Genomic DNA, 22,932 nt, shown 5'->3' on the forward strand with positions numbered 1-22,932 from the left:
CGAGCAATGGCCGGGCCTGCCGATCATCATCGCCAGCGGCTATGGCGGCGGGGCAGAAGCGGCCGAGCCGGGAACGGCACGGTTGGCCAAGCCCTACGACCTGTCCGCGCTCAGCGCTAAGTTCCGCTTCCTGGGGCTGGCCGTGGCCTGATCAGCACGCGCGGCGCAGCCATACCGGGCTACCACCAATCTACGGGAACCCCCCTGAATTTGCCTCGTTCATCAACGTGCAAGCCATGCAATCCGCTGGCGCCGTTGGAGAACACCATGTCGAATGCCGCCACGTCGCTGACCGCCAGTACCCGGCTCCTGCGGGTGCTAGCCGCGCTCGCCCTGCTGTTCGGCGCCGGCACGCTCACTGCCTGCAACATGATGGAAGGTGCCGGCGAGGACATCTCCGCCGGTGGGGATGCGCTGAACGACGCTGCCGAGGACGCGAAGGACTGATCGTCCACAACGCCGAACAAAGAGCCGCGTGGGCGGCACAAGAAAGGGTGGCTTCAGCTGGAGCCGCCCTTTTTTCATGGGACGAGGATCCTGCAGCGCTCGGCGCAGCAACGACCCGCTGGATAAAGAACGGGCCGCCTGCCTGGGGGGATGGCAAGCGGCCCGCAACTTCGAGGGAGGGTTGAAACGCACCGGCATGACGTCCGGTCGTTCCTGAAACGTCTATACAGCAGGAGGGTTCCGCACCAACTCGAAATAAGCAGCCGGCTCTTTAGGAAGGAACTTCGGGCGCCTGGTCCGACTTTGCCGATGGTGCGGTGCCGCACCTGTGCTGTTGCCACGCCAGTCGGAAGGCGAGCCTGATGCTGTGTTGGGCATTGCTGTTCTTTATCTTCGCATTTATCACTGGCGTAGTGGGATTTGCCGGTGTGGCGATGGTTTCCGCAAGCGTGGCGAAAATGCTCTTCTTCGTCTTCCTGGCCTTGCTCGCCCTTACATTCGCAGCCTATCTGGTGCGGGAATGATGCAGCCTGGGAAGAAGCCGCGGAAGCCGCGGGAACTTGGTTTAGGCCTGGCAGTTTTGCCGGCAGCCTGCCTCTGGTGCGGGCAGCCGAACGCGAGGTCACCTTGAGCATGCAGTTGATTTCCGTCAAACTCGGCACATCCCAGCCTGACATGGTCATGCGGGATCTGCCGGGCATGCCGCTTCCGTGGCCGCATCGCGTGATCTCGCAGCAACTTGGGTCGAGAAGGGACTGGGCCTTGTCGAGTTCGTCGAACCAGAGTCGCGCGGCGAGCAGCAAGACCTTTCCCGCCCGCAGCGACAAGGAGCGGTCCGCGATCGACGTGGACTACGACCGCTGGCTGAACCGCCGCATGCATCAGCTCTACGATCCCGTGCTCGACGAGGCCATTCCTCCGGAAATGGCCAAGCTGCTGCTCCAGTTCGAGGAGAAGCCGCAGGACGGCGAGGACGAGAAGTAGCGCCGGCAGGCGGGTGGATTGGCCGTGCCCGGTTGGGGAGGGCCGGTGGCTTGTTGTCCGGGGGAGTTGAAATGGCGACCATGGCGGCGGAGATCGCGCAATCCCTGCCTTATCTGAGGCGGTATGCACGCGCGATCACCGGCGATCAGCGGCGCGGCGACATCCAGGTCCAGCGCTGCCTGGAGCGGCTCCTGGCGGACCGGTCGAACAGCGCCGGGCTGTCGCTGCGGCTGCTGCTGTTCCGGACCCTGACGCGGAGCTGGAACGACCGGGCCGAGCCGGAGCCGGCGCCGCATGCGCCGATCGCCAACAACGCGATCCTGGACCACCGGGTGCGCGAGATCGCACCGGCCAGGCGCCAGGCGCTGGTGCTGTCCGTGCTCGAAGGCTTCACCACGGACGAGATCGCCCAGATCCTGGAAGTGGCGCCGGCGGAGGCCGAGCGGCTGATGACCCTCGCCAAGGCGGACCTGCGCGACCAGCGGCCGACCCGGATCATGATCATCGAGGACGAGCCGATCATCGCGTTGGATCTGGCCGGGATCTGCGAGCGGCACGGCCATCAGGTGGTCGGGTTCGCCGCCACGCGCGACGAGGCGGTGGCCAAGGCCCAGGAAGAGCGTCCCGGTCTGATCCTGGCCGACATCCAGCTGGCTGATGACAGCTCGGGAATCGATGCGGTCACCGACATCCTGAAGCAGATGACGGTGCCCGTGATCTTCATCACCGCCTTCCCCCAGCGGCTCCTGACCGGGCAGCGGCCGGAGCCGACCTTCCTGATCACCAAGCCGTTCGACGCGGACACCTTGGCCGTGTCGATCTCGCAGGCGCTCGCGACCGCCGCGGCGTGAGCGATCGGCGGCGCGGAAGCGGGACATGGTCGCTGGTCGATGCGCTGCCAGCACGTCTGCGCGGCCTGAAGGCTCGCCTCGCCGTGATCGTGGCGCTCGTGCTGCTGGTGCCCACTGCGTTTGCGATCGTCCAGGCGATGCGCGTGCTGAACGAGGACAGCCAGCGCCAGCGCGCCACCCTGGAGCGCACGCTCACCCTGTTCGTAGGCTATCACGACCAGATGGCCCTGCAGGCCGCCAGGCTCCTGCTCAGCCTCGCGGAGCGGCCCGCCGTGGTCGAGGCGGATCCCGTCGTCTGCAGTGATGCGCTGGCCGCGGAAGCCAACCAGAACGCCATGCTCCTGGTGCTCGCCCGCGCGGACGCGGAAGGCAGGGTGATCTGCAGCTCGCGCCCGAACGCGGTCGGGGTCTCCTATGCCGAGCGGCCATGGTTCCGGCAGCTTGCCAGCGGGCAGGCCAACCTGGTCTCGAGCGGGGTCATCATCGGGCGGACCCCGATGGTCGGGCGCACCATGGTGGTGGCCGCCACCATCGGCGGGCAGCGCCGGCCCTTCGACGGCACGATCAGCGCCGGCCTGGCGCTGGAAGCGCTCATCGCCCTGCCGCGCTCGATCCAGCTGCCGGCGGACGCGGTGGCACTGGTGGTCGATACGGACGGGGCGATTGCCACGACCCGCGGCGAGGTCGAGCCTTTCGGCCTCGATCCGGAGGCGATCCGGGGCCTGCTGGCCAAGCCGGGCGTGCCGCTAATTCGCGCCGACAACGAGGGCCGGACCTGGCAGTTCCTGGCTCGCCGCAGCGACGTGCCGAGCATGCGCACCGCGGTGCTGGTGGGGCTGCCGGTGCAGCGCTGGAGCTGGCTCGACGCCCGGTTCCAGAGCGGCATCCTGCTGCCGACCTCCATCCTGTTCCTGTCGGTGTTCGTCGTCTGGGTCGCGACCGACATGCTGATCACCCGGCCGCTGCTCAGGCTGGCGAAGGCGGTGCGGCGCTGGCGGCGGGAAGGCGAAATGCCGCCCTTGATGCTGGACGGGGCGCCGGAGGAACTGGAGGAGCTGGCCCACGCCTTCACCCGCGCGGCCACCGAGATCCGCGAACGCGACGCGCTGCTCCACGCGTCCCTGCAGGAAAAGGACCTGCTGCTTCGCGAGATCCACCACCGGGTCAAGAACAACCTGCAGATCGTCACGAGCCTCTTGAACCTGCGCGCTGGCTCCCTGCGCAATGCCCAGGCGCAGCGGGCGATGCGCGAGGCGCAGCTGGGTATCAAGGCGCTGGCCCTGGTGCACCGCAAGCTCTACGAGCGCGTCGACCTGAAGCAGGTGGCGCTCGACGAACTCCTGGAGGAGCTGTGCAGCCTGGTCCATGACCTGAGTGGCGAGCTTTCCCCGCAGGTGAGCCTGGCCGTTTCCCTGGATCCGGTCGTGGTGGTGGCCGATCAGGCGACGCCTCTGGCGCTGCTGTGCAGCGAGCTACTGACCAACGCCGCCAAGCACGCGTTCCCCGACAATCGGCCCGGCACGATCGAGGTCCGGCTGGAGCGGCTGGAGGACGGGCGGGCTCGGCTGACGATCGCCGACGACGGCGTCGGCCTGGAAGGCACGCCGCCGGCGGCGCCGGATGCTGCGACCGGGCTCGGCACCAGGCTCGTCCAGATGTTCGCCCGGCAGATCGGCGGCGACCTCTCCGTCGAGAGCGGAGCCGGTGGCACGCGCACCACCCTGGTCTTTACCCCGCTCAAGGCCTAAGTCTCAAAGGAGTGAGGTGACGGATCGATGCATCCTGCAGGCGGAACCTTCCCCAGCCTGGTGCGTTGATGCGGTACTGGACCAATGCTCGGATGGTCGACCACGGGGGGGCCGCTGAGGCAGATGCGAACGAGGGAGCGATTGATCCATGTCAGTTTTCCGTGAGGATATCGTCGCGCTGCTGCCTCATCTGCGGGCATTCGCGCGCAGTCTGACCTCCGGTAACAGTGCCCTGGCCGATGATCTTGTGCAGGACACTATGGTCAACGCGCTGCAGGCGCAGGCACAGTTTCAGGAAGGCACCAATCTCAAGGCCTGGATGTTCACCATCCTGCGCAATCGCTTCCACAGCGTGATCAGCCGCAAGCATGTCACGGCCGAGGTCGAGCAGGACGAGACGATCGAGAACCACTGGTGGCAGCCAGCCTACCAGGAAAGCGCCATCGAGCTGGATGCCTTCCGCCGCGCGTTTCGCCATTTGAGTGCCACTCATCGCGAGGTGTTGGTCCTCGCTACCGTCCATGAGCTGCCCTACGAGAAAATCGCCGAGATCTGCGGCTGCGAGGTCGGCACGGTGAAGAGCCGTGTGGCCCGGGCACGGTCCATCCTCAAGAAGATGGTGCTGGAGGGGGAACTGCCGGTCGACGCGTCGAAGGTCCCGGTGCGCCGGATCGAGCCGAAGGTTGACATCGCGGTGCCGAGCGAGGCCCGCCGCCTGGCCGTGGCCCAGGCCGTCCAGGAGGATCTGGCGCGGCGTACTGGCCGGCCCATCCACTGACGACCTCTTCTTAGGTTCTTTCGTTCCTGCTGGAGGCGCCGCAAGGCGCCTCCTTTGCATTCTAGTACCGGTTCCGGTGCAAACGGCGGTCGCCGGCCGCGCCGGATTGAGGGGCCGGGTCTTGTGGAGGAGGAGGCAGGGCCAAGCCATAGCCACGCTGATGCGGATCGAAGATGGTCCGCCCCGGGCGCCGGATGCGGCGGCCCAGATCCATGGCAGAACGGATGGCGCAGCATGAAGATCGGGAGCCGGCTGGCGGTCGGCCGGGCAGGGATGATGGTCGTTTGCTGGTTGGGGGTACTGCCTGCCTGGCAGTGCCCGGTCTGCATCGGCCTGGAGGACCAGAATGGCTAGTCCGCGGGTGCTGCTGCTGGTCAACCCGAACAGCCGGCGCGGTGCCCTGTATCTGGATCGGCTCCTCGACCTGTTCGTCAGCCTGAAGGTCGAGGTAGTCCGGCCCGACGGGGATGGCAGGCTGGATGCGACCAAGGTGATCCGGGAGCACGTCGGCCGGATCGACATGGTCGTGGTTGGCGGCGGCGACGGCTCCGTCCATGCCGCCCTGCCGGGCCTGCTCGAGAGCAATCTGCCGCTGCTGGTAGTGCCGCTCGGCACGGCCAACGACCTGGCGCGGGCGCTGGAACTGCCCACCGACCCGCTGGAGGCGGCTCGGCTGGTGGTGAATGGCAGGCAGCGCCGGATAGATGCGGGGCGGGTCAACGGCGTGCCGTTCGTCAACGTCGCCAACATGGGGGTCAGCGTGGACATCGCGCGCACCCTGAACGGCGACCTGAAGCGCCGCTTCGGCGTGCTGGCCTATGCGATCGCGGCTTGGCGGGCTCTGTCCCGCCCGCGCCGCTTCCGTGCGGTGATCCGCCTGCCCGGCGAGACCCTGCAGGTGCGCAGCATGCAGCTCGCGGTGGGCGCCGGGCGCAACTATGGCGGGGGCATGGTGATCAACGAGGATGCCCGCATCGACGACGGTCTGCTCTGGCTCTACAGCATCGCACCCCGCTCGCTCTGGCAGCTGGTCAAGGATGTGTTCGCGCTTCGGGCGGGACGGCACCGCGATGCGGAACGGGTCACTACCCGGTCGGCCCCCTGGTTCGAGATCCGCACCCGTCGGCCGCGCACGGTCACGGCCGACGGGGAAGTGGTCACCCGCACGCCGATCCGCCTGGAAATTCTGCCGCAGGCGCTGCTGGTGGTGGTGCCGCGGCAGGTGGGAACCGGGGCGGCCACGACCGGTTGATGTGGCTGAGGAGGGATGGGCGCTGCTGCCTGTCCGGCTTGGCGCGCATCTTCACCATTATGGGATGCGTCGCTGCATTAACGAACTAACAAGGACGAGCGATCATGCACCCCAAGCGTCGTGCCGCCTTGGCCCTCATGCTGGCCCGCGACTCGCTGCTGTCGTGCCACCGTCTGGCGCGGCACATCGTCGACGAGGTCGACGGCGGCAGGGCGAAGGCTTGGGGACAGGCCTATGCACGGCGCATCGAGCTGTTCGAGAGCATGATGCGCTGCCTGATCGACTATGGCGTGCGACCGGGCGACCTGCAGGCCAAGCTCAAGTCGGTGCCGACCGAAGAGAAGGTGCCGGTGAACCTGGAGGCGGTGCTGGAGGCGGAAGCCCGGTTGGAGCGGCACCTCCAGTTCTCCCTGCGCAACACGATCGACGACCCGGAACTGTACCGCCTGCTGGCTCAGGCCTTCGAGCAGGTGCGTCAGTTCCGTGCCCATGGCGAGTTCCAGCGACTGCCGGTGTCGCGGCACGACGCGACGCCATTCCCCAGTACTTCCGCGCAGCTGGCCGGAGGGTTTGCCGGGACGGCGCTGCAATAGGCCCCACGTCGGATCGGGAGGGGGCTGACCGCTTTCGTGGCCACGTGCCGGTCATTCGGCGGGCGGCAGGCTGTCGAGCTGCTCCGCGCTGAGGCCGACCCGGATCGTCCCGTCGCCCTCCTGCTGCAGACTGGCGGTTTCGAGCCGGACCGGCTTGGCCCCGATGCCCAGGAAGCCGCCGAGCTCGACCACGACCGCTTCGACCCGCTGGTCCGCATCGATCACCAGATCGCTGACCCTGCCCACCGTCTGGCCGGTCACGTCCATGACGCTCTGCCCGACCAGTTCGCTGTCGCTGAACGCGTTCTGCGGAACACTCGACGTTTCGACATCCTGCGCAATGGCGGGAACACCGCCCAACAGGATGGCCGCCAGGAGAATGGCGGACCGCTGCATCAGACTGCTCCTTTTTCCAATCGCTGGTTATCTGGCGGAGCGCGCCGGAGAAGGTCGCACCCCTGCACCCGACTCAATCCGGTCCGGCGCCATGGGTTCCACGTGCTTGAAATCGGGGCGGGAACGCAGGAGTCGTTCCCGTGTTAAATCGACAGGCGAGGAGGACTTGGGCATGCCACAGGATCGGGAAGCGTTGATCAGGGAGCGGGCCTACCAGATCTGGATCGAGCGGGGCCGGCCGGAGGGACAGGACGAGGCGAACTGGCACGAGGCGATCGAGCAGGTCGAGCGCGAGCAGCAGGCCGGGGCGAAGATGGCCCAGGAGAATGCCGGCCAGACCATCGGCCGTCCCAAGCGGGGCTCGATCGTCGCCGACACCCGCCCGGCCGAGGAGCCGGAGAACCAGACCAGTGAACCGCCACCGGTGCATGCCGAAAAGCCGGCGCCCAAGACCAGGCGCGCAGGCTCCAAGACCACCGGCAATGTCGAGAAGAAGCCGGGCAAGGCGGCGAAGGCCGCGGTGGCGCCGGAGGCCGACCAGCCGGCGGCCAAGCCGCGCAAGAGCAAGGTCAAGTCCGCCAGCATGGAAACGCTCTGACCGGGCGGTTCCTCCAGACAGGTGAAAGGATCGGTATCATGACCGTTCAGGAGAAGCAGAAGGTGCCTCTGGGCGACCGCAAGAAGCAGCCCGACCAGGCCGATCTCGACGAGGCCCTGGAAGAAACCTTTCCTGCCAGCGATCCCGTGTCGGTGACCCAGGGAATTACCGGGATTCCCGATCGTGCCGACAAGGACGAGCAGCCGAAGAAGCCTCAATCCTAGTCCCAGAGGAACTTTGCAGCTACTCGGGTGTTGTTATGACGGCGGCCGGTGGTTCCATCCATAGACTATGGAGAAGCACGGGCAGGGGCGATGGGAACGAGTTCATCCCAGCCTCGATCACGAAACCCGCACCCGGGAGACAGGCTCATGAACTGGGACATCATCGAAGGCAACTGGAAGCAGGCCAAGGGCAAGGTCCAGCAGCAGTGGGGCAAGCTCACGGACGACGATTTCGACCGGGTCCAGGGCAAGCGCACCGAACTCGCCGGCAAGATCCAGGAGCGCTATGGCGTCACCAAGGACGAGGCCGAGCGCCAGATCGACGCCTGGGCACGCGACTACCGCCACTGAGCCGCAGCCTCGCCGGTTCATGTCGCCGCCGGTCGCGAGACCGGCGGCGACGCTGATTCCGGCGCCGGCTCAGATCCGGTCGAGCAGGCGGCGGATGCGCATGAAGGCGGTCTCCAGGCGCGTGGAGGACAGGGCGAAGCAGATCCGCAGATGCTGCTCGTTGCCCTCGCCGAACGTGTAGCCGGGTGCCGCGCCGACCTTTTCCTCGCGCAGGAGCCGCCGCGCGAACTCCAGGCCGTTCATCGGCGCCTTGATCCGCGGGAACAGGTAGAAGGCACCTTCCGGAATCAGCAGGTCCAGCTTCGGGTGACTGCCCAGAATCTCCTGCGCCATTGCCCGATTGCGGCCGCAGCGGGCCACGAACTCGTCGGCGAACGCATCGCCCTGGTCCAGTGCCGCCAGCCCGCCATACTGGACGAACGCGGTGGCACCGGTGTTGTTGACCTCGGAGAGCACCGCCATCGGCACGGCGAGCTGCTTCGGGTGCACCATCCAGCCCAGGCGCCAGCCGGTCATCGCCCAGCCCTTGGACCAGCCGTTCAGGATGAAGACCGGCTCCTCCGGCTCGGCCAGCGTAACGAAGGACGGGGCGGGCGACGGCCGGTCGAACACGTTGCGGTGGTAGACCTCGTCCGAGATGATCGCGATGCCGCGCTCGCGGCAGAGCATCAGCAGCGCCACCTGCTCCTCGCGCGACATCACCCAGCCGGTCGGGTTGGACGGCGTGTTGACGTAGACCGCCTTGGTCTTGGGCGTGATCGCCCGCTTGACGTCGTCCAGGTCGAGCCACCAGCGCTTGGGCCCCTCCTGCAGCCGCACGTCGACCGTGCGCCCGCCCAGCACCTCCACGACCGTGCGGATGTTCGGCCAGTAGGGCGAGACCAGGATCACCTCGTCGCCCGGCTCGACTAGGCACTGGCAGGTGATCATCACCGTCAGCATGGTCGAGCCGGGCACCGAGACCCGGTCCTCGTCCAGCTCGATGCCGTAATGCTTCTGGTGATAGCGGAGCAGGCCCTCGCGGATCGGCAGGTGGCCGCGGGTCCAGTTGTAGAAGGTCTTGCCGTCGTCCAGCGCCTGCTTGGCGGCCTCGTTCACGAAGGACGGCGAGTTCAGGTCGCTCTCGCCGAACCAGAGCGGAATGACCTCCGGATCATCCAGGCCTTCGCGGGCGATCTGCCCGATGCCGGACGGCTGGAGATCCAGGACGAACTGCCGGATCGGACCCATGCGACGACTACCTCGATCGGAAATTGTGGCGATACGCTGTCAGGCCAGCCGTGCCTCGAGCACGCGGCACCAGTGATGATAGAGCACGAGATGAACCTGCTGGACCAGGGCCGTATCGGTCGCGGGCACGGCGAACAGGTGGTCGACCTGGCCATCCAGCGCGTTGCCGCCGTCCCCGGTCAAGGCCACGGTGGTCATCCTGCGCTCACGCGCCGCCTCGAATGCCGCCAGCACGTTGGGCGACCGCCCGGAGGTGGTGAAGCCCACCAGCACCCCACCCTCCGTGCCATGGGCCTGGACCTGGCGGGCGAACACGTCGGCAAAGCTCGCGTCGTTGCTCCAGGCGGTCAGGAAGACCGGGTCGGCGGCCAGCGAGAGGACCCGATAGGGCCGCCGGTCGCGCTTGAAGCGGCCGACCAGCTCGCCGGAGAAATGCAGGCTGTCCGCTGCCGAGCCGCCATTGCCGCAGATCAGCATCGGCCGGTCGGCGGCCAGGGCCGCCACCATCGCCTCGGCGGCGGCTTCCACCCGCGCCTCGTCGAACGCCGCCAGGCTGTCCGCCAGCACCAGGCGGCTCGCCTCCGCCCAGTCCAGCCAGCTCGTTCCGTTCATCTCCACCCCAGGCACTTCCTTTCCGGGCGCTGCGTGCTGCGCGGGCGTGCTATAGCACCCGCCATGACGGAAGCGGAGACCAGGCAGCGCTTCGCGCAGGGCCTCATGCGCGCGGCGGGCGTGCGCGACCCGAGGGTCGCGGGCGCGTTCGCTTCCATCCCGCGCGAAACCTTCCTGCCACCGTCGCCCTGGCGCATCGAGGGGCCGGGCGGGGGCTTCGCCAGCAGCGATCCCGCAGCACTCTATGGCGATGTGCGGGTGGCGATCGAACCCGCGCACGATCTGTGGCAGGCGGAGCCGCAGCTTTGGGCCTTCGTGATCGATCGCCTGGCCGTGCCCGCCGGCGGCAAGGTGCTGCTGGTGGGTGCCGGCAGCGGCTACCTGGCCGCCATCCTGGCCGATCTGGTCGGCAGCACGGGTGTGGTCACCGCGTTGGAGGCCTTGCCGGCGCTGGCCGAACGGGCCCGCCTGGCGCTGCGGCCATGGGCGTGCGTCCAGGTCCTGGCGATGGATGCCGGCGATCTCGCCCGGCTGCCGTTCGACCGGATCCTCGTCACCTGCGGCATCACCGGCCTGCCGGTCGGATGGCCGGGCCAGCTCCAGCAAGGTGCCAGGCTGGCGGCACCCTTCACCGGTGCCGATGGCGGTGGCGTCCTGCTCCTCCTGGAACGCCGGCTGGACGGGATCGGGGTGACGCCGCTGTCTGGCGTGCACATCCAGCCGGCACTGGGCGGGCTGCGCGATTCGCGTCAGGAGCGGGTCCTGGACGGGGTGCTCCTTGCCGACAAGGAGGCCCTGTGGCGGGCCCGCAGCCTCCAACCGCAGGACAGGACCCGGCCGGCCGAGCGCATCTACGGTTTCGCCGGGCAGGTGCTGAGCATGCAACCGCTCGGCCAGTAGGAGATTCTTTACCACTATGACGCTAGCTTGGCCGGACGGAGCGGCTGCCCGCCCGGCAACCTGTCGGATTTCTTCTGCCCGATGAACCTTCCCGATCCCTTCGACCCCGGTCCTGGCGAACCCGCCGACGACTTGGCCACGACCTCGGGCGGGCCGGCCGGTGGGCCCGAGAGCCGGCCGGCCGACACGCCGCAGACCCGGTCGTCCGCATTCCGGCTGGCCTATCTCGATCCGGACTTCATGCTGCGCAAGGACCTGCGCCCGGTCCGCTTCCAGCTGGAACTGCTCAAGCCCGACCTGATCCTGGAAGAGCACGGCATCGATTCCACCGTGGTGGTGTTCGGCAGCGCGCGCGTGCCCAATGACGGCGAGGCCGAGGCGGCGCTCGCCGCGGCCGAGGCGGCCAGCGCCGGCAATCCGGACGATCCGCGGCTAACACGGGCGCTGGCGATCGCCCGGCGGCTCGCCACCCATGTGCGCGGCTACGCGGCGGCCCGGCGGTTTGGCCAGCTCATCGCCGAGTTCAGCAAGGCCCATCCCGGCCAGGAGCTCACCATCATCACCGGCGGCGGGCCCGGCATCATGGAGGCTGCCAATCGCGGCGCCTCGGAGGCCGGGGTCAAGACCGCGGGGCTGAACATCGTGCTGCCGCACGAGCAGGCGCCCAACCCCTATCTGACCCCGGAGCTGAGCTTCCAGTTCTACTATTTCGCGCTGCGCAAGATGCATTTCCTGATGCGGGCGCGCGCGCTGGTGGCCTTCCCGGGCGGGTTCGGCACGCTGGACGAGCTGTTCGAGACGCTCTGCCTGATCCAGACCGGCAAGAGCCGGCGGATGCCGGTGCTGCTCTACGACAGCGCGTTCTGGACCAGGCTGATCAACTTCGAGATGCTGGTGGAAGAGGGCATGATCAGCCCGGACGACCTGGACCTGTTCCAGTTCGTCGACGACGCCGACGAGGCGTTCCGGATCGTGACCGACTATCACCTGAACAACCCGCCAAAGCGGGTGGGGCGGGGCAGCGTCTGAAGACCAGGCCGCCGAGGAGAGATGGCATGCAGCTCTACTATGCACCCGGCGCCTGCTCGCTCGCGGCGCATATCACGGCGCGCGAGGCGGGGGTGCCGGTCGACCTGGTGAAGGTCGACATCCCGACCGGCCGACTGGAGGACGGGCAGGACTATCGTCAGGTCAACCCGCGCGGCTACGTGCCGGCCCTGGTGCTGGACGATGGCGAGCTGGTCACCGAGGCGCAGGTGGTGGTGCAGTACCTGGCGGATCTGGCGCCGGCCTCCGGCCTGTTTCCGTCGCCCGGCACCCGCGACCGGCTGCGGGTCCAGGAATGGCTGGGCTATGTCGCGACCGAGCTGCACAAGCCCCTGGGCTCGCTATGGGACCCGGGTACGCCGGAGGCATGGCGGCAACGGGTCAGGGAGCGGCTGCCGGTGCGGTTTGCCGAGGTCGACGCGCATCTGGCAGCCCGGCCCTTCCTGGTCGGCAGCGGGTTCACCATCGCCGACGCCTATCTCTTCGTGATCCTGAGCTGGACGCCGCATCTGGGCATCGACCTGACGCCCTATCCGGCGCTGGAGGCCTTCCTGGCCAGGATCGTCGAGCGGCCGAAGGTGCGCCAGGCCCTGGCCGAGGAAGGGCTGGGCGGCGCCGAGCCGGTTTGACGGGACCGGCAATCCGGCTATCATCGCGAGTGTCGACGGTTCCCCCGGCCACGGGGGAGGCAAGAGGGAACAGGGTGCGTGCCGGCTTGGCCGGCATCAGTCCCTGGCTACCCCCGTAACTGTGAGCGGCGAATCGACCTCCCGCGCATGACCACTGGGCAACCGGGAAGGTCGGAGGTCGGTGAGGACCCGCGAGCCAGGAGACCTGCCGTCGATCGTGCAACCATGTGCGCCGGGCGGGGTGTCCCGGCGGGAGGTCCGATCGTGAGCCATTCCTGCGCCCGCAGCCGCCGTTCCCGATGCCGCTGTTCCTGCCGGTCGCGCCAGGGCTTGTCGCCAGCTTCGCGGCACTGAGCATTGCCCGGCCGCAGGCCGGAGCACTTCCTGCGCCGCCCTGCACCGGCTGGCGCGCGCGAACCTCGGGAACCGCCATGATCCTCGCTGCCCTCGTGCCTGGACGTCCAGAGAGGCAGGTCCGATGAGCGGGCGTGCCACGCCGCCGGACCTCGCCCAGAACCTGCCGCCTTCGCCCTGCGTCGGCATCTGCCAGATCGACCGGGCCACCGGCTGGTGCGGGGGCTGCGGGCGCAGCGAGAAGGAGTTGGCCGGCTGGCGGGACCTGCCGGCCTTCGCCCAGCGTGCGGTCTGGGCCGACCTGCCCCGGCGCAACGCGATCCTGGGCCTGGGCTTCCGGCTCCTGCCGCTGGCGGGTACCGCCCTTCTGGAGCACCTGGCGGGCCGGTCGCTGCTGCCAGGCGCGCGCTGGGCGATCGGCGTCCATGGCGCCAGCGTCGAGTTCGCGGCCGATGGCGAGCCGGTGCGCGCCGCGCTCGAGGCAGGCGTCCTGCATCTCGCCACCCGCCTCGGCCGCGCGACCCTCACACTGCCGGCCGGCACGCGTGCCTTCGAGCTGGTCGACGGGCAGGGGCGAGCCACCAGGCTGGTGCTGGCGCTGCACCGCGCCCGCCTGCGCACGCCCAATCCTGCCGGCATCGAGCTGATCGGGCCGGACCGGGATGCGCTCGATCCGGGCGGGCGGGCTGCGGTCCTGGTCGATCTGGGCCTGGGCCGGCGCGCCTTGCGCTTTTGCGTGCGCAGCCACGACCCGGTGCTGCTGGCGAGGCTCGAGGCCCGGCGCGGGGCAGCTCTGCAGGACGCGCCGGATCTGGTCGCGGCCCTGGTGGAGGCGGCAGCCGGATGGGTCGCTATCTCGCCGTTCGGCCGGATCGAGGCCGAGGGTCGCATCCTGCGCAACGACCAAGCCGGGCCGCGCGCCCGTCTCTTGCCCGACCTGCTCGCCTCCGGTCGCGAGCTGGAGCCCGGCCTGGAACTGCCGCCCGACTACGTGGCCTGCGCCAGCCTGTTCCCGGGCGAGGCCGGCTTGCCGAACGGTGCGCCGCGGGCTACGGCTTCAGGAGAATGATATAATATAACATAAGTTGGTGCTGGCATGGCTGTGGTGAACCTGCTGGAGGCGGTGGGCCTGACCTGCTCGGTGCAGGGGCGGAGTCTGCTCGCAGGAATCGATCTTGTGGTGCGCCCGGGCGAGGTGGTGGGCCTGCTGGGCGAGAACGGTGCCGGCAAGTCGACCCTGCTGCACTGCCTGGCCCGCCTGCGCCGGCCCTCGGCCGGCCGTGTCCTCCTCGACGGCGCCGACATCTGGCGGCTTTCCGCCCGGGCAGTCGCCCGACGGGTGGCGATCCTTCTCCAGGAGGCAGCGCCGGATCCGGACCTGAGCGTGGCCGAGGTGGCCAGCCTCGGCCGCCTGCCCCATGAGGGCCGGTTTGGCGGCACGGACGCCAAGAGCCATGCCATCGTCGCCGAGGCTCTCGATCTCGCGGGCGTGGCGGCACTGGCCGATCGGCCGTTCGCACGGCTCTCCGGCGGAGAGCGCCAGCGGGTCATGCTCGCCCGGGTGCTGGCCCAGATGCCGGATCTGCTGCTGCTCGACGAGCCGACCAACCATCTGGACATCCGCTACCAGCTCGACCTGCTGGCCATGATCCGCGCGCGCAACTGCGCCGTGGTGGCCGCCCTCCATGACCTGAACCTAGCCTCCTCCTTCTGCGACCGGCTGGTCGTGCTGGCTAGCGGACGGATCGTGGCGACCGGCACGCCGGCCGAGATCCTCACGCCCGAGCTGATCCGCAGCACCTTCGCCGTGGCTGCGGAGGTCGACCGCCATCCCTTCCATGACCGGCCGCGCGTCACCTTCGACCCGGCCCCTCCGCGCCCGGAGCCACTGCCCGTATGAACCGCCGCCGCTCCCTGTTCCCCCGCTATCCGGCCCTGGCAAGCCTAGCCCTGCTGTCCCTGGTCCTCGCACCTGTCCCGGCCGCCGCCTCTGGCTTCCCGGTCACCGTGGAGAGCTGCGGACGGCCAATCACCTTCGACAAGGCACCGCAGCGGGCGGTGGCGCACGACCAGAACATCAGCGAGATCATGTTCGCGCTCGGCCTGCAGCCGCACATGGTCGGCCTCACCGGCATCACCGGCTGGTACAAGATGACGCCGGAATTCCGGGCGGCGATGGGCGACCTGCCGGAGCTGGCGCCCAAACATCCGACCATGGAGAACCTGCTGGCGGTCGACCCCGACTTCTTCTTCGCCGGCTGGTACTACGGCATGAACCCGGGCGGCGAGATCACCCCGGATACGCTGGGCGCCCATGGCGTGGCCGTCTACGAGCTGACCGAGAGCTGCGTCCACATCGATTCCGGCCAGCCCAGGGCCACGCTCGACACGCTCTATGCGGACGTGCGCAATGTCGGCGCGATCTTCGGCCAGCGGGAAAAGGCGGAGGCACTGGTCGAGGGCTGGCAGGCGCGCGTCGCCAGGATCCAGGGCCAGGTCGCCGGCAGCGTGCCGGTCGAGGTGTTCCTCTACGATTCCGGCGAGGACAAGCCGTTCACCGCCGGCCGCCATGCCATGCCGACCGCGCTGATCGAGGCGGCCGGCGGGCGCAACGTCATGGACGATGTCCCGACCAGCTGGGGTACGGTAGGCTGGGAAGCGGTGCTGGAGCGCGAACCAGACTTCATCGTCCTGGTCGACTACGATGCCGGCGGCTGGGAGAAGAGCTGGGCCTTCTTGCAGGAACATCACGGCATGTCCGGCTTGGCCGCGGTCCGGGAAGGCCGCTTCCTGCCGCTGCGCTACGGCGAGATCACGCCCGGCCCGGCCAATATCGACGCGGTCGAGAAGCTTGCCCGGGCCCTGCATCCGGAACGTTTCGGCGAGTGAGACGGTACCCAGCCCTTCCGCTCGCCCTGCTGCTGGTCGGCGGGACCATGGCCCTGGCGGTGGCCGCGGTGGCGGTGGGCTCCGCCGCGATCGACCCGCCCCTGGTCGGCCGCATCGTGCTGCATGCCCTCTTGCCCGGCACCATCGATGCGGACTGGCCGTCCGGGATGGAGCGGATCGTCCTGGAGCTGCGCCTGCCGCGCGTGATGCTGGGCATCCTGACCGGTGCCGGCCTGGCCGTGGTCGGGGTCGTGCTGCAGGCGGTGACCCGCAACCCGCTGGCCGATCCCTACCTGTTCGGCGTTTCCGCCGGGGCCTCGGTGGGTGCCGTGGCGGTGATCGCCCATCTGGGCGCGTTCGCCGGTCCCTTAACCCTGCCGGCGGCAGCGTTCCTGGGCGCCTTCGCATCGCTGGTCCTGACCCTGGCGGTGGCGGCCGGTGCCGGCAGGCGGCCGGCCCGCGACCGGCTGGTGCTGGCGGGGGTGGCCGTGTCCTTCGTGCTGATGGCGCTCACCAACTTCCTGATCTTCTCCGGCGACCAGCGCGCCGCCCATTCCATGGTCTTCTGGACCATGGGCGGGCTGGGCCTGGCCCAGTGGCGCCTGCTCACCTGGCCGCTGGCCGTGGTGGCCGCAGCCCTGGTGCTGGCCATGCTCGCCGCCCGGCGCCTGGACGCGCTGGCGCTGGGCGACCAGGCGGCCGCCAGCCTGGGCATCGACGTGGCACGGCTGCGCCTTGGCCTGTTCGCCCTCTCTGCGCTCGTCACCGGCACGCTGGTGGCGCTGGCCGGTGCGATCGGCTTCGTCGGGCTGATGGTGCCGCACGCGGTGCGTGCCCTGGTCGGCGGCCGCCACGCCCTGCTCCTGCCGCTGGCCGCCCTGGCCGGGGCGTGCCTGCTCACTGCCGTGGACATCCTGGCCCGCATCCTCCTGGCACCGCAGGAACTGCCGATCGGCATCATCACCGGGGCGATCGGCGGGGTGTTCTTCGTCCTGATGATGCGCTTCGGCCGGATCTGACGCTCAGCCCGCCGGGTCGCCATGCGCATGGTGGTGCCCATGCCCGTCCACCGGGATCACCGACAGGTGGCCGCTATGGACGCCGCGCTCGTTCAGGACCGCGTTGGCGAAGGCGCGGACCGCCTCCACCGGCCCGCGCAGCACCGCGATCTCCAGGCAGCGCTGCTGGTCCAGATGGATGTGCATCGTCGCCAGGCCCAGGTCGTGATGGTGATGCGAGGCCGCGGTCAGGCGCTTGGCGAGCTCGCGGGTGTGGTGGTCATAGACATAGCTGAGCGTCGCCACGCACTCGACCCGGGGCTCCGCTTCCAGCTTGGCCTGTTCCAGGCCGATCTGGGCCAGGGCGCGCAGCGCCTCGGAGCGGTTGGCATAGCCGCGGGCCAGCATGAAGGCCTGCAGCTCGCCGGCGAACTCGTCGGACATGCTGATGGTCGCGCGTTGCATGGCTCTCCCCGCCGGCCCGCTCCTGCCGGCTGCCTCCTGCTGGCTGGCGGGGAGCCTGGAGCGGGATCGGCGGGTGGGTCAACCACTCCGCTGGCGTCAGGCAGCCGGCCATGCCGGGGGATGGTGGCAGACCTGCCGCAGCGCGACCGGCGCATATCTCCCATGAAGGGAATTCATCTGGACCAAATTCGCCAATAAGTTTAGTTCATTCGCATCGACCTGCGATTGATGTGAGGCTTGGACGATGCGACCGCCCGTCCTGGCGCAGGCCTGCCTGCGCCGAGTTCCGGCAATCCTGCCGCTCCTGGCGACGCTCGGGCTGGCGGCATGCAGCGGCCCGAGCGTCTATCCCCTGTCGCAGGACCCCTATGGCGGCGTCGGTACCGTGGCCCCGGTGGGTGCCATCCTGCAACTCCCCCCGGACCTCGCCGACCTGCGTCTCGCGACCCGGCGCAGCGTGGTGAAGGGCACGGTGGTCGAGGAGGTCGTCCTGGCGAACGACACCGCGATCCCCAGGGAGAACCTGATCGTCACCCGCACCCGCTGGCGTGGCTCCGGGGCCTATCTGCCGAGCGTGGAGCTGCCCAACCCGTTCAAGCAGAGCGAGATCGAGCAGCATTTCCTCCAGCAATTCCCCGGCGCGCCCCTGGACCAGGTGACGCGGGAGCGCCGCAACGGGCGCGGGGTGCACCGCTACCTGATCGCCGATCTGGGGGATGCCGGCAGCTGCATCTACGCCTGGCAGTATTTCGATGCGCCCACCGAGACGCGCGGCGGGCTGCACAGCTTCGCGGTCGACCTGCGCTACTGCCAGCCCAGCCATGACCTGGCCGCGGCGCTCGACCTGTTCGACCGGATGGCGACCGTGGCGCCGCTCTGAGCGCCCGGCGGAACAACGAAAACGACGGAGGACGCCCTCAGGCCGACCGGATCGTCTGGCGTGAGGTGCATGATGAGTGGAGAACGCGGCCGGCCGGCCGCCTCGGGCGTTGCGGTGGTCCACCGCCGCGCGGGCCTGGGGGCGGCTTCGTTCCTGTGGCTGACGCCCTGGGTCGTGGTGATGGCGGCCATGCTCTGGCTGGGCGCCCAGGATTTCGGCGTCGCCAACCAGACGGTGCTGGCGCTCACCCTGCTGGCGATCCTGATCGGCCTTAGGGTGAGCGGCCTGGCCCACTTGTGCCGGACCTTCTTCATCTTCACCGCCGCGTTCCTGAGCTGGCGCTACCTGTCCTGGCGGGTCGCCGACACGCTGCCCGATCCGACCTCGCTGGCCTTCGTCCCGGGCATCCTGCTGTTCGCCACCGAGATCTACGGCATCCTCATGCTGTTCCTGGGCGTGTTCGTGAACATCCGGCCGATCGACCGGCCGGTCCCGCCGCTGGCGGCCGATCCGGCCGTGCTGCCGAGCGTGGACGTGTTCGTGCCCAGCTACAACGAGGACGAGACGCTGCTGGAGACCACGCTGATCGCCGCCCGGCGGATGCGCTACCCGGAGGGCAAGCTGAACGTCTATCTCCTGGACGATGGCGGCACCGTCCAGAAGCAGAACGACAAGGACCCGAAGAAGGCGCAGGCGGCGATCGCCCGCAACCGGACGCTGCAGATCCTCTGCGCCAGGCTCGGCTGCCACTACCTGACCCGCGAGTTCAACCAGCACGCCAAGGCCGGCAACATCAACGCGGCACTCGGCCGGACCGAGGGCGAGCTGATCCTGATCCTCGACGCCGACCATGTGCCCACCGAGGACCTGCTCGAGCGGACCGTCGGCCATTTCGCCGAGGACCCGAAGCTGTTCATGGTGCAGAGCCCGCATTTCTTCATCAATCCGGACCCGCTCGAGCGCAACCTCGACACGTTCGGCCGGATGCCCAGCGAGAACGAGATGTTCTACCAGGTGGGCCAGCGCGGCCTGGACAGCTGGAACGCCTCGTTCTTCTGCGGCTCGGCGGCGATCCTGCGCCGCGCGCATCTGATGTCGATCGGCGGGATCCAGGGCACCTCGATCACCGAGGACGCGGAGACCGCGCTGGAGCTGCATTCCCGCGGGCTGACCAGCCGCTATGTCGCCCGGCCGATGATCGCCGGCCTGTCGCCGGAGACCTTCTCCAGCTTCATCGGCCAGCGCTCGCGCTGGGCGCAAGGCATGATCCAGATCATGCTCCTGAAGAACCCCTTGTGGAAGCGCGGGCTCACCTTGCCGCAGCGCATCTCGTATCTGTCGAGCATGGTGTTCTGGCTGTTTCCGGTAGCCCGGATGCTGTTCCTGATCACGCCCTTGGCCTATCTGTTCTTCGGCCTGCAGATCTACCGTGCCTCCTACCAGGAGTTCGTGGCCTACGGCCTGACCCATCTGGCCGCCAGCCTGATCCTGACCAACTACCTGTTCGGCAAGGTGCGCTGGCCGTTCATCTCCGAGCTCTACGAGATCGCCCAGGCACCGTTCCTGGTGCGCGCGATCGGCAGCGTGCTGCTGCGCCCGCGCGCGCCCACCTTCAAGGTCACCGCCAAGTCGGAGACGCTGGAGCGCAACTTCGTCTCGGAACTCGCCCGCCCGCTCCTGTTCCTGCTGGGCCTGCTCTCGGCCGCAGCGATCGCCGGCCTGTGGCGCTGGCATGCCTTCCCGCTGGAGCGCGAGAACATCGCGATCGTGCTTGGCTGGAACCTGTTCAACCTCCTGTTCGTGCTGGGGGCGATCGGGGTGGTCCACGAGCACAAGCAGCGCCGGGGCATGCCGCGCGTGCCGCGTTCGCTCGATGCCCTGGCGACGCTGGGCGGTTCGGTGGCTCAGGTGCGGATCTCCGACCTGTCCATCGGCGGCGCCCAGCTCGTCCTGAACGAGAGTGCCGAGGTCTATCGCGACCTGGCGCACGGCAATGGCAGCCTCACCGTCGAGCTGGGCGACGGCGGGCGGATCATTCCCTTCGAGATCCGTCACGCCGTGGTGGAGGACGAGCGGCTGGTGCTGGGCGTGCGCTTTGCCTGCGAGACCGACGCGCAACGCGCCGACGTGGTGACCTTGTGCTTCGGCTCCAGCGACGCCTGGGTCGGCTTCCAGGCCGAGCGGCAGCATGGCCGCACCATCCTGGGCGGCTTCGCCCACTTCGCCCGCCTGTGCATCGTCAAGGGCACGCTCGGCATCCTCGCCGGGCTGCGCCAGGGACAGAGCCGCACCGGACCCTTCCTCGTCACCCGCGACGCCCGCCAGGTGATCCTGCCCCAGGGAGCGAAGACCGATGCCCCGCTGCACTGAGCAGGCCGCCCGCCGCACCCGCCTCCTGGCCGCGACCGCGGCGATCCTGCTGGCCTGGCAGGCCGCGGCGCTTGCCGAGGAGGCCGGGGCTTCGTCCGTTGCCCCGGCGCCCGATGCCGTCCTGCCGACAATGGATGTCGCCCAGCCGGTGGCCGAAGCCGCCCAGCCGGCGACCGACGCCAGCGTCGAGCCGACCCTGGGGGCATCGCCCGAGGGCCTGCCGGACCTCGCCATCCCGCTGCTCGCCCACGACCTCGACCTGCATGGCAGCCAGGACGAGGCGGTGGTGCCGTTCAACCTGGCACCCGGCGATGAGTTCACCGGCGCCACCCTGGCCTTGTCCTACAGCAACGCCCTGGCGGTGCTGCCCGACCGCTCCCGGCTGGCGCTGACCCTGAACGGCAAGCCGCTCACCGACCTGCCGCTGGTGGGCGCGCAGGGGGCTGCCGGTGCCGAGATCGACCTGCCGCCCGGCCTGTTCCGCACCGGGCGCAACGAGCTGGGCATCGCGCTGGCCCAGGCACACCGCCTGACCTGCTCCCGCGAGCGCTTCGGCGAATTGTGGACCAAGCTGAAGCGGGACGGCACCAGCCTCGCCCTGCACCGGCCGGGCCCGCGGGCAGCGGTGACGGCGGACGGGCTGGTGGGGCTCCTGTCCGCCTCGGCCTATGACGGGGAGCCCCTGGCGATCGCCGCCGCCGCCTCGCTGGCCGGCCCCGCCGGCGTCGAACTGGGGGCGCGCGTCGCCCAGGCCGTGGCGCTGGTCCGGGGCGACCGGCCGCTCACGGTGGCGGCCCTGCCGTTCGAGAAGCTGGACTGGCCGGCCCTGCACGGCCGCAACCACGTGCTGCTGGGCCAGATCGACGAGTTTCGCCGCCTGCTCGATCCCGCCAGCTTCGCCCAGCTCGCGGCCGAGCGGATGCTGGTCCGCCGCCTGCCGGGCGATCCCGACCATCTGGCCATCCTGTTCGCCGGCGAGGATCCGGCGGCGGTCGGCCGGACCGTCGAAGGCTTCGTGGCCGGGGCGGCTCGCCCGCTCGATCCCCCGCCGCTGCCGGAGATCGATGGCGGTGCCGTCCTCACCCTGGCCGAGCTGGGCTTTCGGACGCGCGAGCTGCCGCTGGGCGTCACCGAGCCGCTCGATCTCACCTTCCGCCTGCCGCCCAGCTTCTACGCGGCCGACGGCCAGCGCCTCGAGCTGGCCCTCAACTATGCCTATGCCGGCGGGCTCCAACCCACCTCCGCACTGGTGATCGAGGTCAATGGCATTCCCGCCAACATGATCCGCCTGGACGACCCGCGCGGCCGCATCGTCGATGGCGCCAGGGTCGACCTGACGCTCGGCATGTTCCATCCGGGTATCAACCGGATCTCGATCCACCCGATGCTGGATCCCACCTCGACCAAGACCTGCGACAGCGCGGCGCCGATGCTGAGCCTGTTCGAGGACGGCCGCATCACCATGCCGGACTTCGCCCGGCTCACCCATGGCGGCCAGCTCTACGACCTGGTCGACGACGGCTTCCCCTATGGCGAGGAGCCGGCCGCGGTGATGGTGTCCGCGCGCGACCCGGCGGCACTCGGTGCTGCCTGGACCTTCCTGGGCAAGCTGGCGCAGCGCCGGGGCGAGGTCCTGGACCGGCTGAGCTTCGTGTCGCCCGGCGCCACGCCCAGCGAGCACCTGATCGCGGTCGGCACCGCCGACGAGCTGTCGCCCTCCCTGGTCGCCAGGCTCGACCTGCCCTGGACGGAGCCGGCGGAGCCGCCGGCCGTGCCGGTGGCAGCTGGTGCCGCCACCACGCCCGTGGCCGCCAGCGTGCCTGACCCTCGCGCGGAGTGGCAGTCGCGGATCGGCCCGGAAGCCGGGGAGGGCGTGCTGGAGCGGCTGCGCCGGCTGGTCGTGAGTGCTGCGGATGCCGACGTCGCCACGCCGGTGCCACAGCGGCCGGCACGCCCGGCAGCACCCGGGACCGGCGGGGCCATGCTGGTGGAGGTGGCCTCGCCTTGGGCGGCGCAGCGGGTGGCGACCGTGCTGGTGGCCGACCGGGCCGACCATCTGGGGCCGGGCCTGGACCGGCTGATCGGGCCCAAGGTCTGGCCGACCCTGGGCGGCGACCGGGCGCAGTGGCAGGCCGACAGCGACCAGGTGGTGGCCGAGCGGCGCAACCCGCCCTTCATCCTGGACACGCCCGAGCAGGACCCGGGCCAGCTCCGCCTGACCGTGCTCACCTGGCTGGCACAGAACCGCTGGACCTGGCTCGGCCTGATGCTGGCGGCGGTGACCTCGGCCAGCCTGATGACCAGCCTCGCCCTGCGCATGCGGCGCCATTGAGGGG

Annotated in this window: 25 protein-coding genes and 1 riboswitch; of the genes, 21 read left to right on the top strand and 4 right to left on the bottom strand. The window is 69.5% G+C overall.

Annotated features, from left to right (window positions below; translation table 11 throughout):
- Nucleotides 1-267: 267 nt before the first annotated feature.
- The 8 genes from VNS22_RS12035 to VNS22_RS12070 all read left to right on the top strand — a co-directional run bounded on the left by VNS22_RS12035 (nucleotide 268) and on the right by VNS22_RS12070 (nucleotide 6,653).
- Nucleotides 268-447, top strand: coding sequence for an entericidin A/B family lipoprotein (locus VNS22_RS12035; RefSeq protein ID WP_325732703.1), 180 nt, complete (start codon nucleotides 268-270; stop codon nucleotides 445-447).
- A gap of 362 nt (nucleotides 448-809) precedes the next feature.
- On the top strand, nucleotides 810-971 hold the full coding sequence (locus VNS22_RS12040) for a DUF1328 domain-containing protein (RefSeq protein WP_325732705.1): 162 nt from the start codon (nucleotides 810-812) through the stop codon (nucleotides 969-971).
- Between the two features lie 76 nt (nucleotides 972-1,047).
- Nucleotides 1,048-1,431, top strand: coding sequence for a hypothetical protein (locus VNS22_RS12045; RefSeq protein WP_325732707.1), 384 nt, complete (start codon nucleotides 1,048-1,050; stop codon nucleotides 1,429-1,431).
- Between the two features lie 71 nt (nucleotides 1,432-1,502).
- Nucleotides 1,503-2,282 (top strand): response regulator, encoded by a 780-nt coding sequence (locus VNS22_RS12050; protein ID WP_325732709.1) that lies wholly within the window; start codon nucleotides 1,503-1,505, stop codon nucleotides 2,280-2,282.
- The gene (locus VNS22_RS12055) at nucleotides 2,279-4,030 is read left to right on the top strand and encodes a sensor histidine kinase (protein ID WP_325732710.1); all 1,752 of its coding nucleotides are present in this window, start codon (nucleotides 2,279-2,281) and stop codon (nucleotides 4,028-4,030) included. The genes VNS22_RS12050 and VNS22_RS12055 overlap by 4 nt, the downstream gene beginning before the upstream one ends.
- Before the next feature lie 148 nt (nucleotides 4,031-4,178).
- A complete protein-coding gene (locus VNS22_RS12060; protein ID WP_325732712.1) occupies nucleotides 4,179-4,808 on the top strand; it encodes a sigma-70 family RNA polymerase sigma factor in 630 nt (209 codons plus the stop codon).
- 346 nt (nucleotides 4,809-5,154) lie between these two features.
- Entirely contained in the window at nucleotides 5,155-6,060 is a 906-nt protein-coding gene (locus tag VNS22_RS12065; RefSeq protein WP_325732714.1) for a lipid kinase, read from the top strand.
- Between the two features lie 104 nt (nucleotides 6,061-6,164).
- Nucleotides 6,165-6,653 (top strand): hypothetical protein, encoded by a 489-nt coding sequence (locus tag VNS22_RS12070; protein ID WP_325732716.1) that lies wholly within the window; start codon nucleotides 6,165-6,167, stop codon nucleotides 6,651-6,653.
- 51 nt (nucleotides 6,654-6,704) lie between these two features.
- On the opposite strand, the gene VNS22_RS12075 is transcribed toward VNS22_RS12070, so the two are convergent.
- A complete protein-coding gene (locus tag VNS22_RS12075; RefSeq protein WP_325732718.1) occupies nucleotides 6,705-7,049 on the bottom strand; it encodes a PRC-barrel domain-containing protein in 345 nt (114 codons plus the stop codon).
- 172 nt (nucleotides 7,050-7,221) lie between these two features.
- On the opposite strand from VNS22_RS12075, the gene VNS22_RS12080 reads away from it, so the two are divergent.
- The 3 genes from VNS22_RS12080 to VNS22_RS12090 all read left to right on the top strand — a co-directional run bounded on the left by VNS22_RS12080 (nucleotide 7,222) and on the right by VNS22_RS12090 (nucleotide 8,222).
- A complete protein-coding gene (locus VNS22_RS12080) occupies nucleotides 7,222-7,647 on the top strand; it encodes a DUF2934 domain-containing protein (RefSeq protein ID WP_325732720.1) in 426 nt (141 codons plus the stop codon).
- Nucleotides 7,648-7,685: 38 nt separating this feature from the next.
- Complete coding sequence (locus VNS22_RS12085; RefSeq protein ID WP_325732721.1) at nucleotides 7,686-7,871, top strand: hypothetical protein; 186 nt, start codon at nucleotides 7,686-7,688, stop codon at nucleotides 7,869-7,871.
- A 147-nt stretch (nucleotides 7,872-8,018) separates the two neighbouring features.
- A complete protein-coding gene (locus VNS22_RS12090) occupies nucleotides 8,019-8,222 on the top strand; it encodes a CsbD family protein (protein ID WP_325732723.1) in 204 nt (67 codons plus the stop codon).
- A gap of 69 nt (nucleotides 8,223-8,291) precedes the next feature.
- On the opposite strand, the gene VNS22_RS12095 is transcribed toward VNS22_RS12090, so the two are convergent.
- The gene (locus tag VNS22_RS12095; protein ID WP_325732725.1) at nucleotides 8,292-9,452 is read right to left on the bottom strand and encodes a pyridoxal phosphate-dependent aminotransferase; all 1,161 of its coding nucleotides are present in this window, start codon (nucleotides 9,450-9,452) and stop codon (nucleotides 8,292-8,294) included.
- Nucleotides 9,453-9,491: 39 nt separating this feature from the next.
- Complete coding sequence (locus VNS22_RS12100; RefSeq protein ID WP_325732727.1) at nucleotides 9,492-10,064, bottom strand: SIS domain-containing protein; 573 nt, start codon at nucleotides 10,062-10,064, stop codon at nucleotides 9,492-9,494.
- A 63-nt stretch (nucleotides 10,065-10,127) separates the two neighbouring features.
- Between VNS22_RS12100 and VNS22_RS12105 the strand changes: the two genes are divergently transcribed.
- The 7 genes from VNS22_RS12105 to VNS22_RS12135 all read left to right on the top strand — a co-directional run bounded on the left by VNS22_RS12105 (nucleotide 10,128) and on the right by VNS22_RS12135 (nucleotide 16,902).
- On the top strand, nucleotides 10,128-10,964 hold the full coding sequence (locus VNS22_RS12105; RefSeq protein ID WP_325732729.1) for a hypothetical protein: 837 nt from the start codon (nucleotides 10,128-10,130) through the stop codon (nucleotides 10,962-10,964).
- An 81-nt stretch (nucleotides 10,965-11,045) separates the two neighbouring features.
- Nucleotides 11,046-11,993: a TIGR00730 family Rossman fold protein gene (locus VNS22_RS12110; RefSeq protein ID WP_325732730.1), complete on the top strand. Its 948-nt coding sequence runs from the start codon at nucleotides 11,046-11,048 to the stop codon at nucleotides 11,991-11,993.
- A 26-nt stretch (nucleotides 11,994-12,019) separates the two neighbouring features.
- Nucleotides 12,020-12,640 carry a glutathione transferase GstA gene (gene gstA, locus VNS22_RS12115; RefSeq protein ID WP_325732732.1) on the top strand — a complete coding sequence of 207 codons (621 nt, stop codon included), beginning with the start codon at nucleotides 12,020-12,022 and terminating at the stop codon, nucleotides 12,638-12,640.
- Nucleotides 12,641-12,659: 19 nt separating this feature from the next.
- Nucleotides 12,660-12,867: riboswitch (cobalamin riboswitch) on the top strand.
- A 251-nt stretch (nucleotides 12,868-13,118) separates the two neighbouring features.
- The gene (locus VNS22_RS12120; protein ID WP_325732734.1) at nucleotides 13,119-14,063 is read left to right on the top strand and encodes a DUF1289 domain-containing protein; all 945 of its coding nucleotides are present in this window, start codon (nucleotides 13,119-13,121) and stop codon (nucleotides 14,061-14,063) included.
- Between the two features lie 27 nt (nucleotides 14,064-14,090).
- The gene (locus VNS22_RS12125) at nucleotides 14,091-14,894 is read left to right on the top strand and encodes an ABC transporter ATP-binding protein (protein WP_325732736.1); all 804 of its coding nucleotides are present in this window, start codon (nucleotides 14,091-14,093) and stop codon (nucleotides 14,892-14,894) included.
- A complete protein-coding gene (locus tag VNS22_RS12130; protein WP_325732738.1) occupies nucleotides 14,891-15,883 on the top strand; it encodes an ABC transporter substrate-binding protein in 993 nt (330 codons plus the stop codon). Before VNS22_RS12125 ends, VNS22_RS12130 begins: the two co-directional genes overlap by 4 nt.
- A gap of 47 nt (nucleotides 15,884-15,930) precedes the next feature.
- Entirely contained in the window at nucleotides 15,931-16,902 is a 972-nt protein-coding gene (locus tag VNS22_RS12135; RefSeq protein ID WP_414653349.1) for a FecCD family ABC transporter permease, read from the top strand.
- A 3-nt stretch (nucleotides 16,903-16,905) separates the two neighbouring features.
- Here the strand turns inward: VNS22_RS12135 and nikR are convergent, their stop codons facing one another.
- Nucleotides 16,906-17,346, bottom strand: a complete 441-nt coding sequence (nikR, locus tag VNS22_RS12140) for a nickel-responsive transcriptional regulator NikR (RefSeq protein WP_325732742.1) — start codon at nucleotides 17,344-17,346, stop codon at nucleotides 16,906-16,908.
- A 244-nt stretch (nucleotides 17,347-17,590) separates the two neighbouring features.
- Here nikR and bcsN point away from each other — a divergent pair, with 244 nt between their 5' ends.
- The 3 genes from bcsN (at nucleotide 17,591) to VNS22_RS12155 (ending at nucleotide 22,928) form a co-directional block, all read left to right on the top strand.
- Nucleotides 17,591-18,226 (top strand): cellulose biosynthesis protein BcsN, encoded by a 636-nt coding sequence (gene bcsN, locus VNS22_RS12145; RefSeq protein ID WP_325732744.1) that lies wholly within the window; start codon nucleotides 17,591-17,593, stop codon nucleotides 18,224-18,226.
- Between the two features lie 72 nt (nucleotides 18,227-18,298).
- The gene (gene bcsA / locus VNS22_RS12150) at nucleotides 18,299-20,596 is read left to right on the top strand and encodes a UDP-forming cellulose synthase catalytic subunit (RefSeq protein ID WP_325732746.1); all 2,298 of its coding nucleotides are present in this window, start codon (nucleotides 18,299-18,301) and stop codon (nucleotides 20,594-20,596) included.
- On the top strand, nucleotides 20,580-22,928 hold the full coding sequence (locus VNS22_RS12155) for a cellulose biosynthesis cyclic di-GMP-binding regulatory protein BcsB (RefSeq protein ID WP_325732748.1): 2,349 nt from the start codon (nucleotides 20,580-20,582) through the stop codon (nucleotides 22,926-22,928). The genes bcsA and VNS22_RS12155 overlap by 17 nt, the downstream gene beginning before the upstream one ends.
- Nucleotides 22,929-22,932 lie beyond the last annotated feature (4 nt).

Source organism: Geminicoccus sp., assembly GCF_035556675.1.
GTDB lineage: Bacteria > Pseudomonadota > Alphaproteobacteria > Geminicoccales > Geminicoccaceae > Geminicoccus.

Excerpts from the sequence above, each read along its gene's own strand:
- VNS22_RS12035 (WP_325732703.1), top strand. The coding sequence starts at position 268 with ATGTCGAATGCCGCCACGTCGCTGACCGCCAGTACCCGGCTCCTGCGG.
- VNS22_RS12040 (WP_325732705.1), top strand. The coding sequence starts at position 810 with ATGCTGTGTTGGGCATTGCTGTTCTTTATCTTCGCATTTATCACTGGC.
- VNS22_RS12050 (WP_325732709.1), top strand. The coding sequence starts at position 1,503 with ATGGCGACCATGGCGGCGGAGATCGCGCAATCCCTGCCTTATCTGAGG.
- VNS22_RS12060 (WP_325732712.1), top strand. The coding sequence starts at position 4,179 with ATGTCAGTTTTCCGTGAGGATATCGTCGCGCTGCTGCCTCATCTGCGG.
- VNS22_RS12065 (WP_325732714.1), top strand. The coding sequence starts at position 5,155 with ATGGCTAGTCCGCGGGTGCTGCTGCTGGTCAACCCGAACAGCCGGCGC.
- VNS22_RS12070 (WP_325732716.1), top strand. The coding sequence starts at position 6,165 with ATGCACCCCAAGCGTCGTGCCGCCTTGGCCCTCATGCTGGCCCGCGAC.
- VNS22_RS12075 (WP_325732718.1), bottom strand. The coding sequence starts at position 7,049 with ATGCAGCGGTCCGCCATTCTCCTGGCGGCCATCCTGTTGGGCGGTGTT.
- VNS22_RS12080 (WP_325732720.1), top strand. The coding sequence starts at position 7,222 with ATGCCACAGGATCGGGAAGCGTTGATCAGGGAGCGGGCCTACCAGATC.
- VNS22_RS12085 (WP_325732721.1), top strand. The coding sequence starts at position 7,686 with ATGACCGTTCAGGAGAAGCAGAAGGTGCCTCTGGGCGACCGCAAGAAG.
- VNS22_RS12090 (WP_325732723.1), top strand. The coding sequence starts at position 8,019 with ATGAACTGGGACATCATCGAAGGCAACTGGAAGCAGGCCAAGGGCAAG.
- VNS22_RS12095 (WP_325732725.1), bottom strand. The coding sequence starts at position 9,452 with ATGGGTCCGATCCGGCAGTTCGTCCTGGATCTCCAGCCGTCCGGCATC.
- VNS22_RS12100 (WP_325732727.1), bottom strand. The coding sequence starts at position 10,064 with ATGAACGGAACGAGCTGGCTGGACTGGGCGGAGGCGAGCCGCCTGGTG.
- VNS22_RS12105 (WP_325732729.1), top strand. The coding sequence starts at position 10,128 with ATGACGGAAGCGGAGACCAGGCAGCGCTTCGCGCAGGGCCTCATGCGC.
- VNS22_RS12110 (WP_325732730.1), top strand. The coding sequence starts at position 11,046 with ATGAACCTTCCCGATCCCTTCGACCCCGGTCCTGGCGAACCCGCCGAC.
- gstA (WP_325732732.1), top strand. The coding sequence starts at position 12,020 with ATGCAGCTCTACTATGCACCCGGCGCCTGCTCGCTCGCGGCGCATATC.
- VNS22_RS12120 (WP_325732734.1), top strand. The coding sequence starts at position 13,119 with ATGAGCGGGCGTGCCACGCCGCCGGACCTCGCCCAGAACCTGCCGCCT.
- VNS22_RS12125 (WP_325732736.1), top strand. The coding sequence starts at position 14,091 with ATGGCTGTGGTGAACCTGCTGGAGGCGGTGGGCCTGACCTGCTCGGTG.
- VNS22_RS12130 (WP_325732738.1), top strand. The coding sequence starts at position 14,891 with ATGAACCGCCGCCGCTCCCTGTTCCCCCGCTATCCGGCCCTGGCAAGC.
- VNS22_RS12135 (WP_414653349.1), top strand. The coding sequence starts at position 15,931 with ATGGCCCTGGCGGTGGCCGCGGTGGCGGTGGGCTCCGCCGCGATCGAC.
- nikR (WP_325732742.1), bottom strand. The coding sequence starts at position 17,346 with ATGCAACGCGCGACCATCAGCATGTCCGACGAGTTCGCCGGCGAGCTG.
- bcsN (WP_325732744.1), top strand. The coding sequence starts at position 17,591 with ATGCGACCGCCCGTCCTGGCGCAGGCCTGCCTGCGCCGAGTTCCGGCA.
- bcsA (WP_325732746.1), top strand. The coding sequence starts at position 18,299 with ATGAGTGGAGAACGCGGCCGGCCGGCCGCCTCGGGCGTTGCGGTGGTC.
- VNS22_RS12155 (WP_325732748.1), top strand. The coding sequence starts at position 20,580 with ATGCCCCGCTGCACTGAGCAGGCCGCCCGCCGCACCCGCCTCCTGGCC.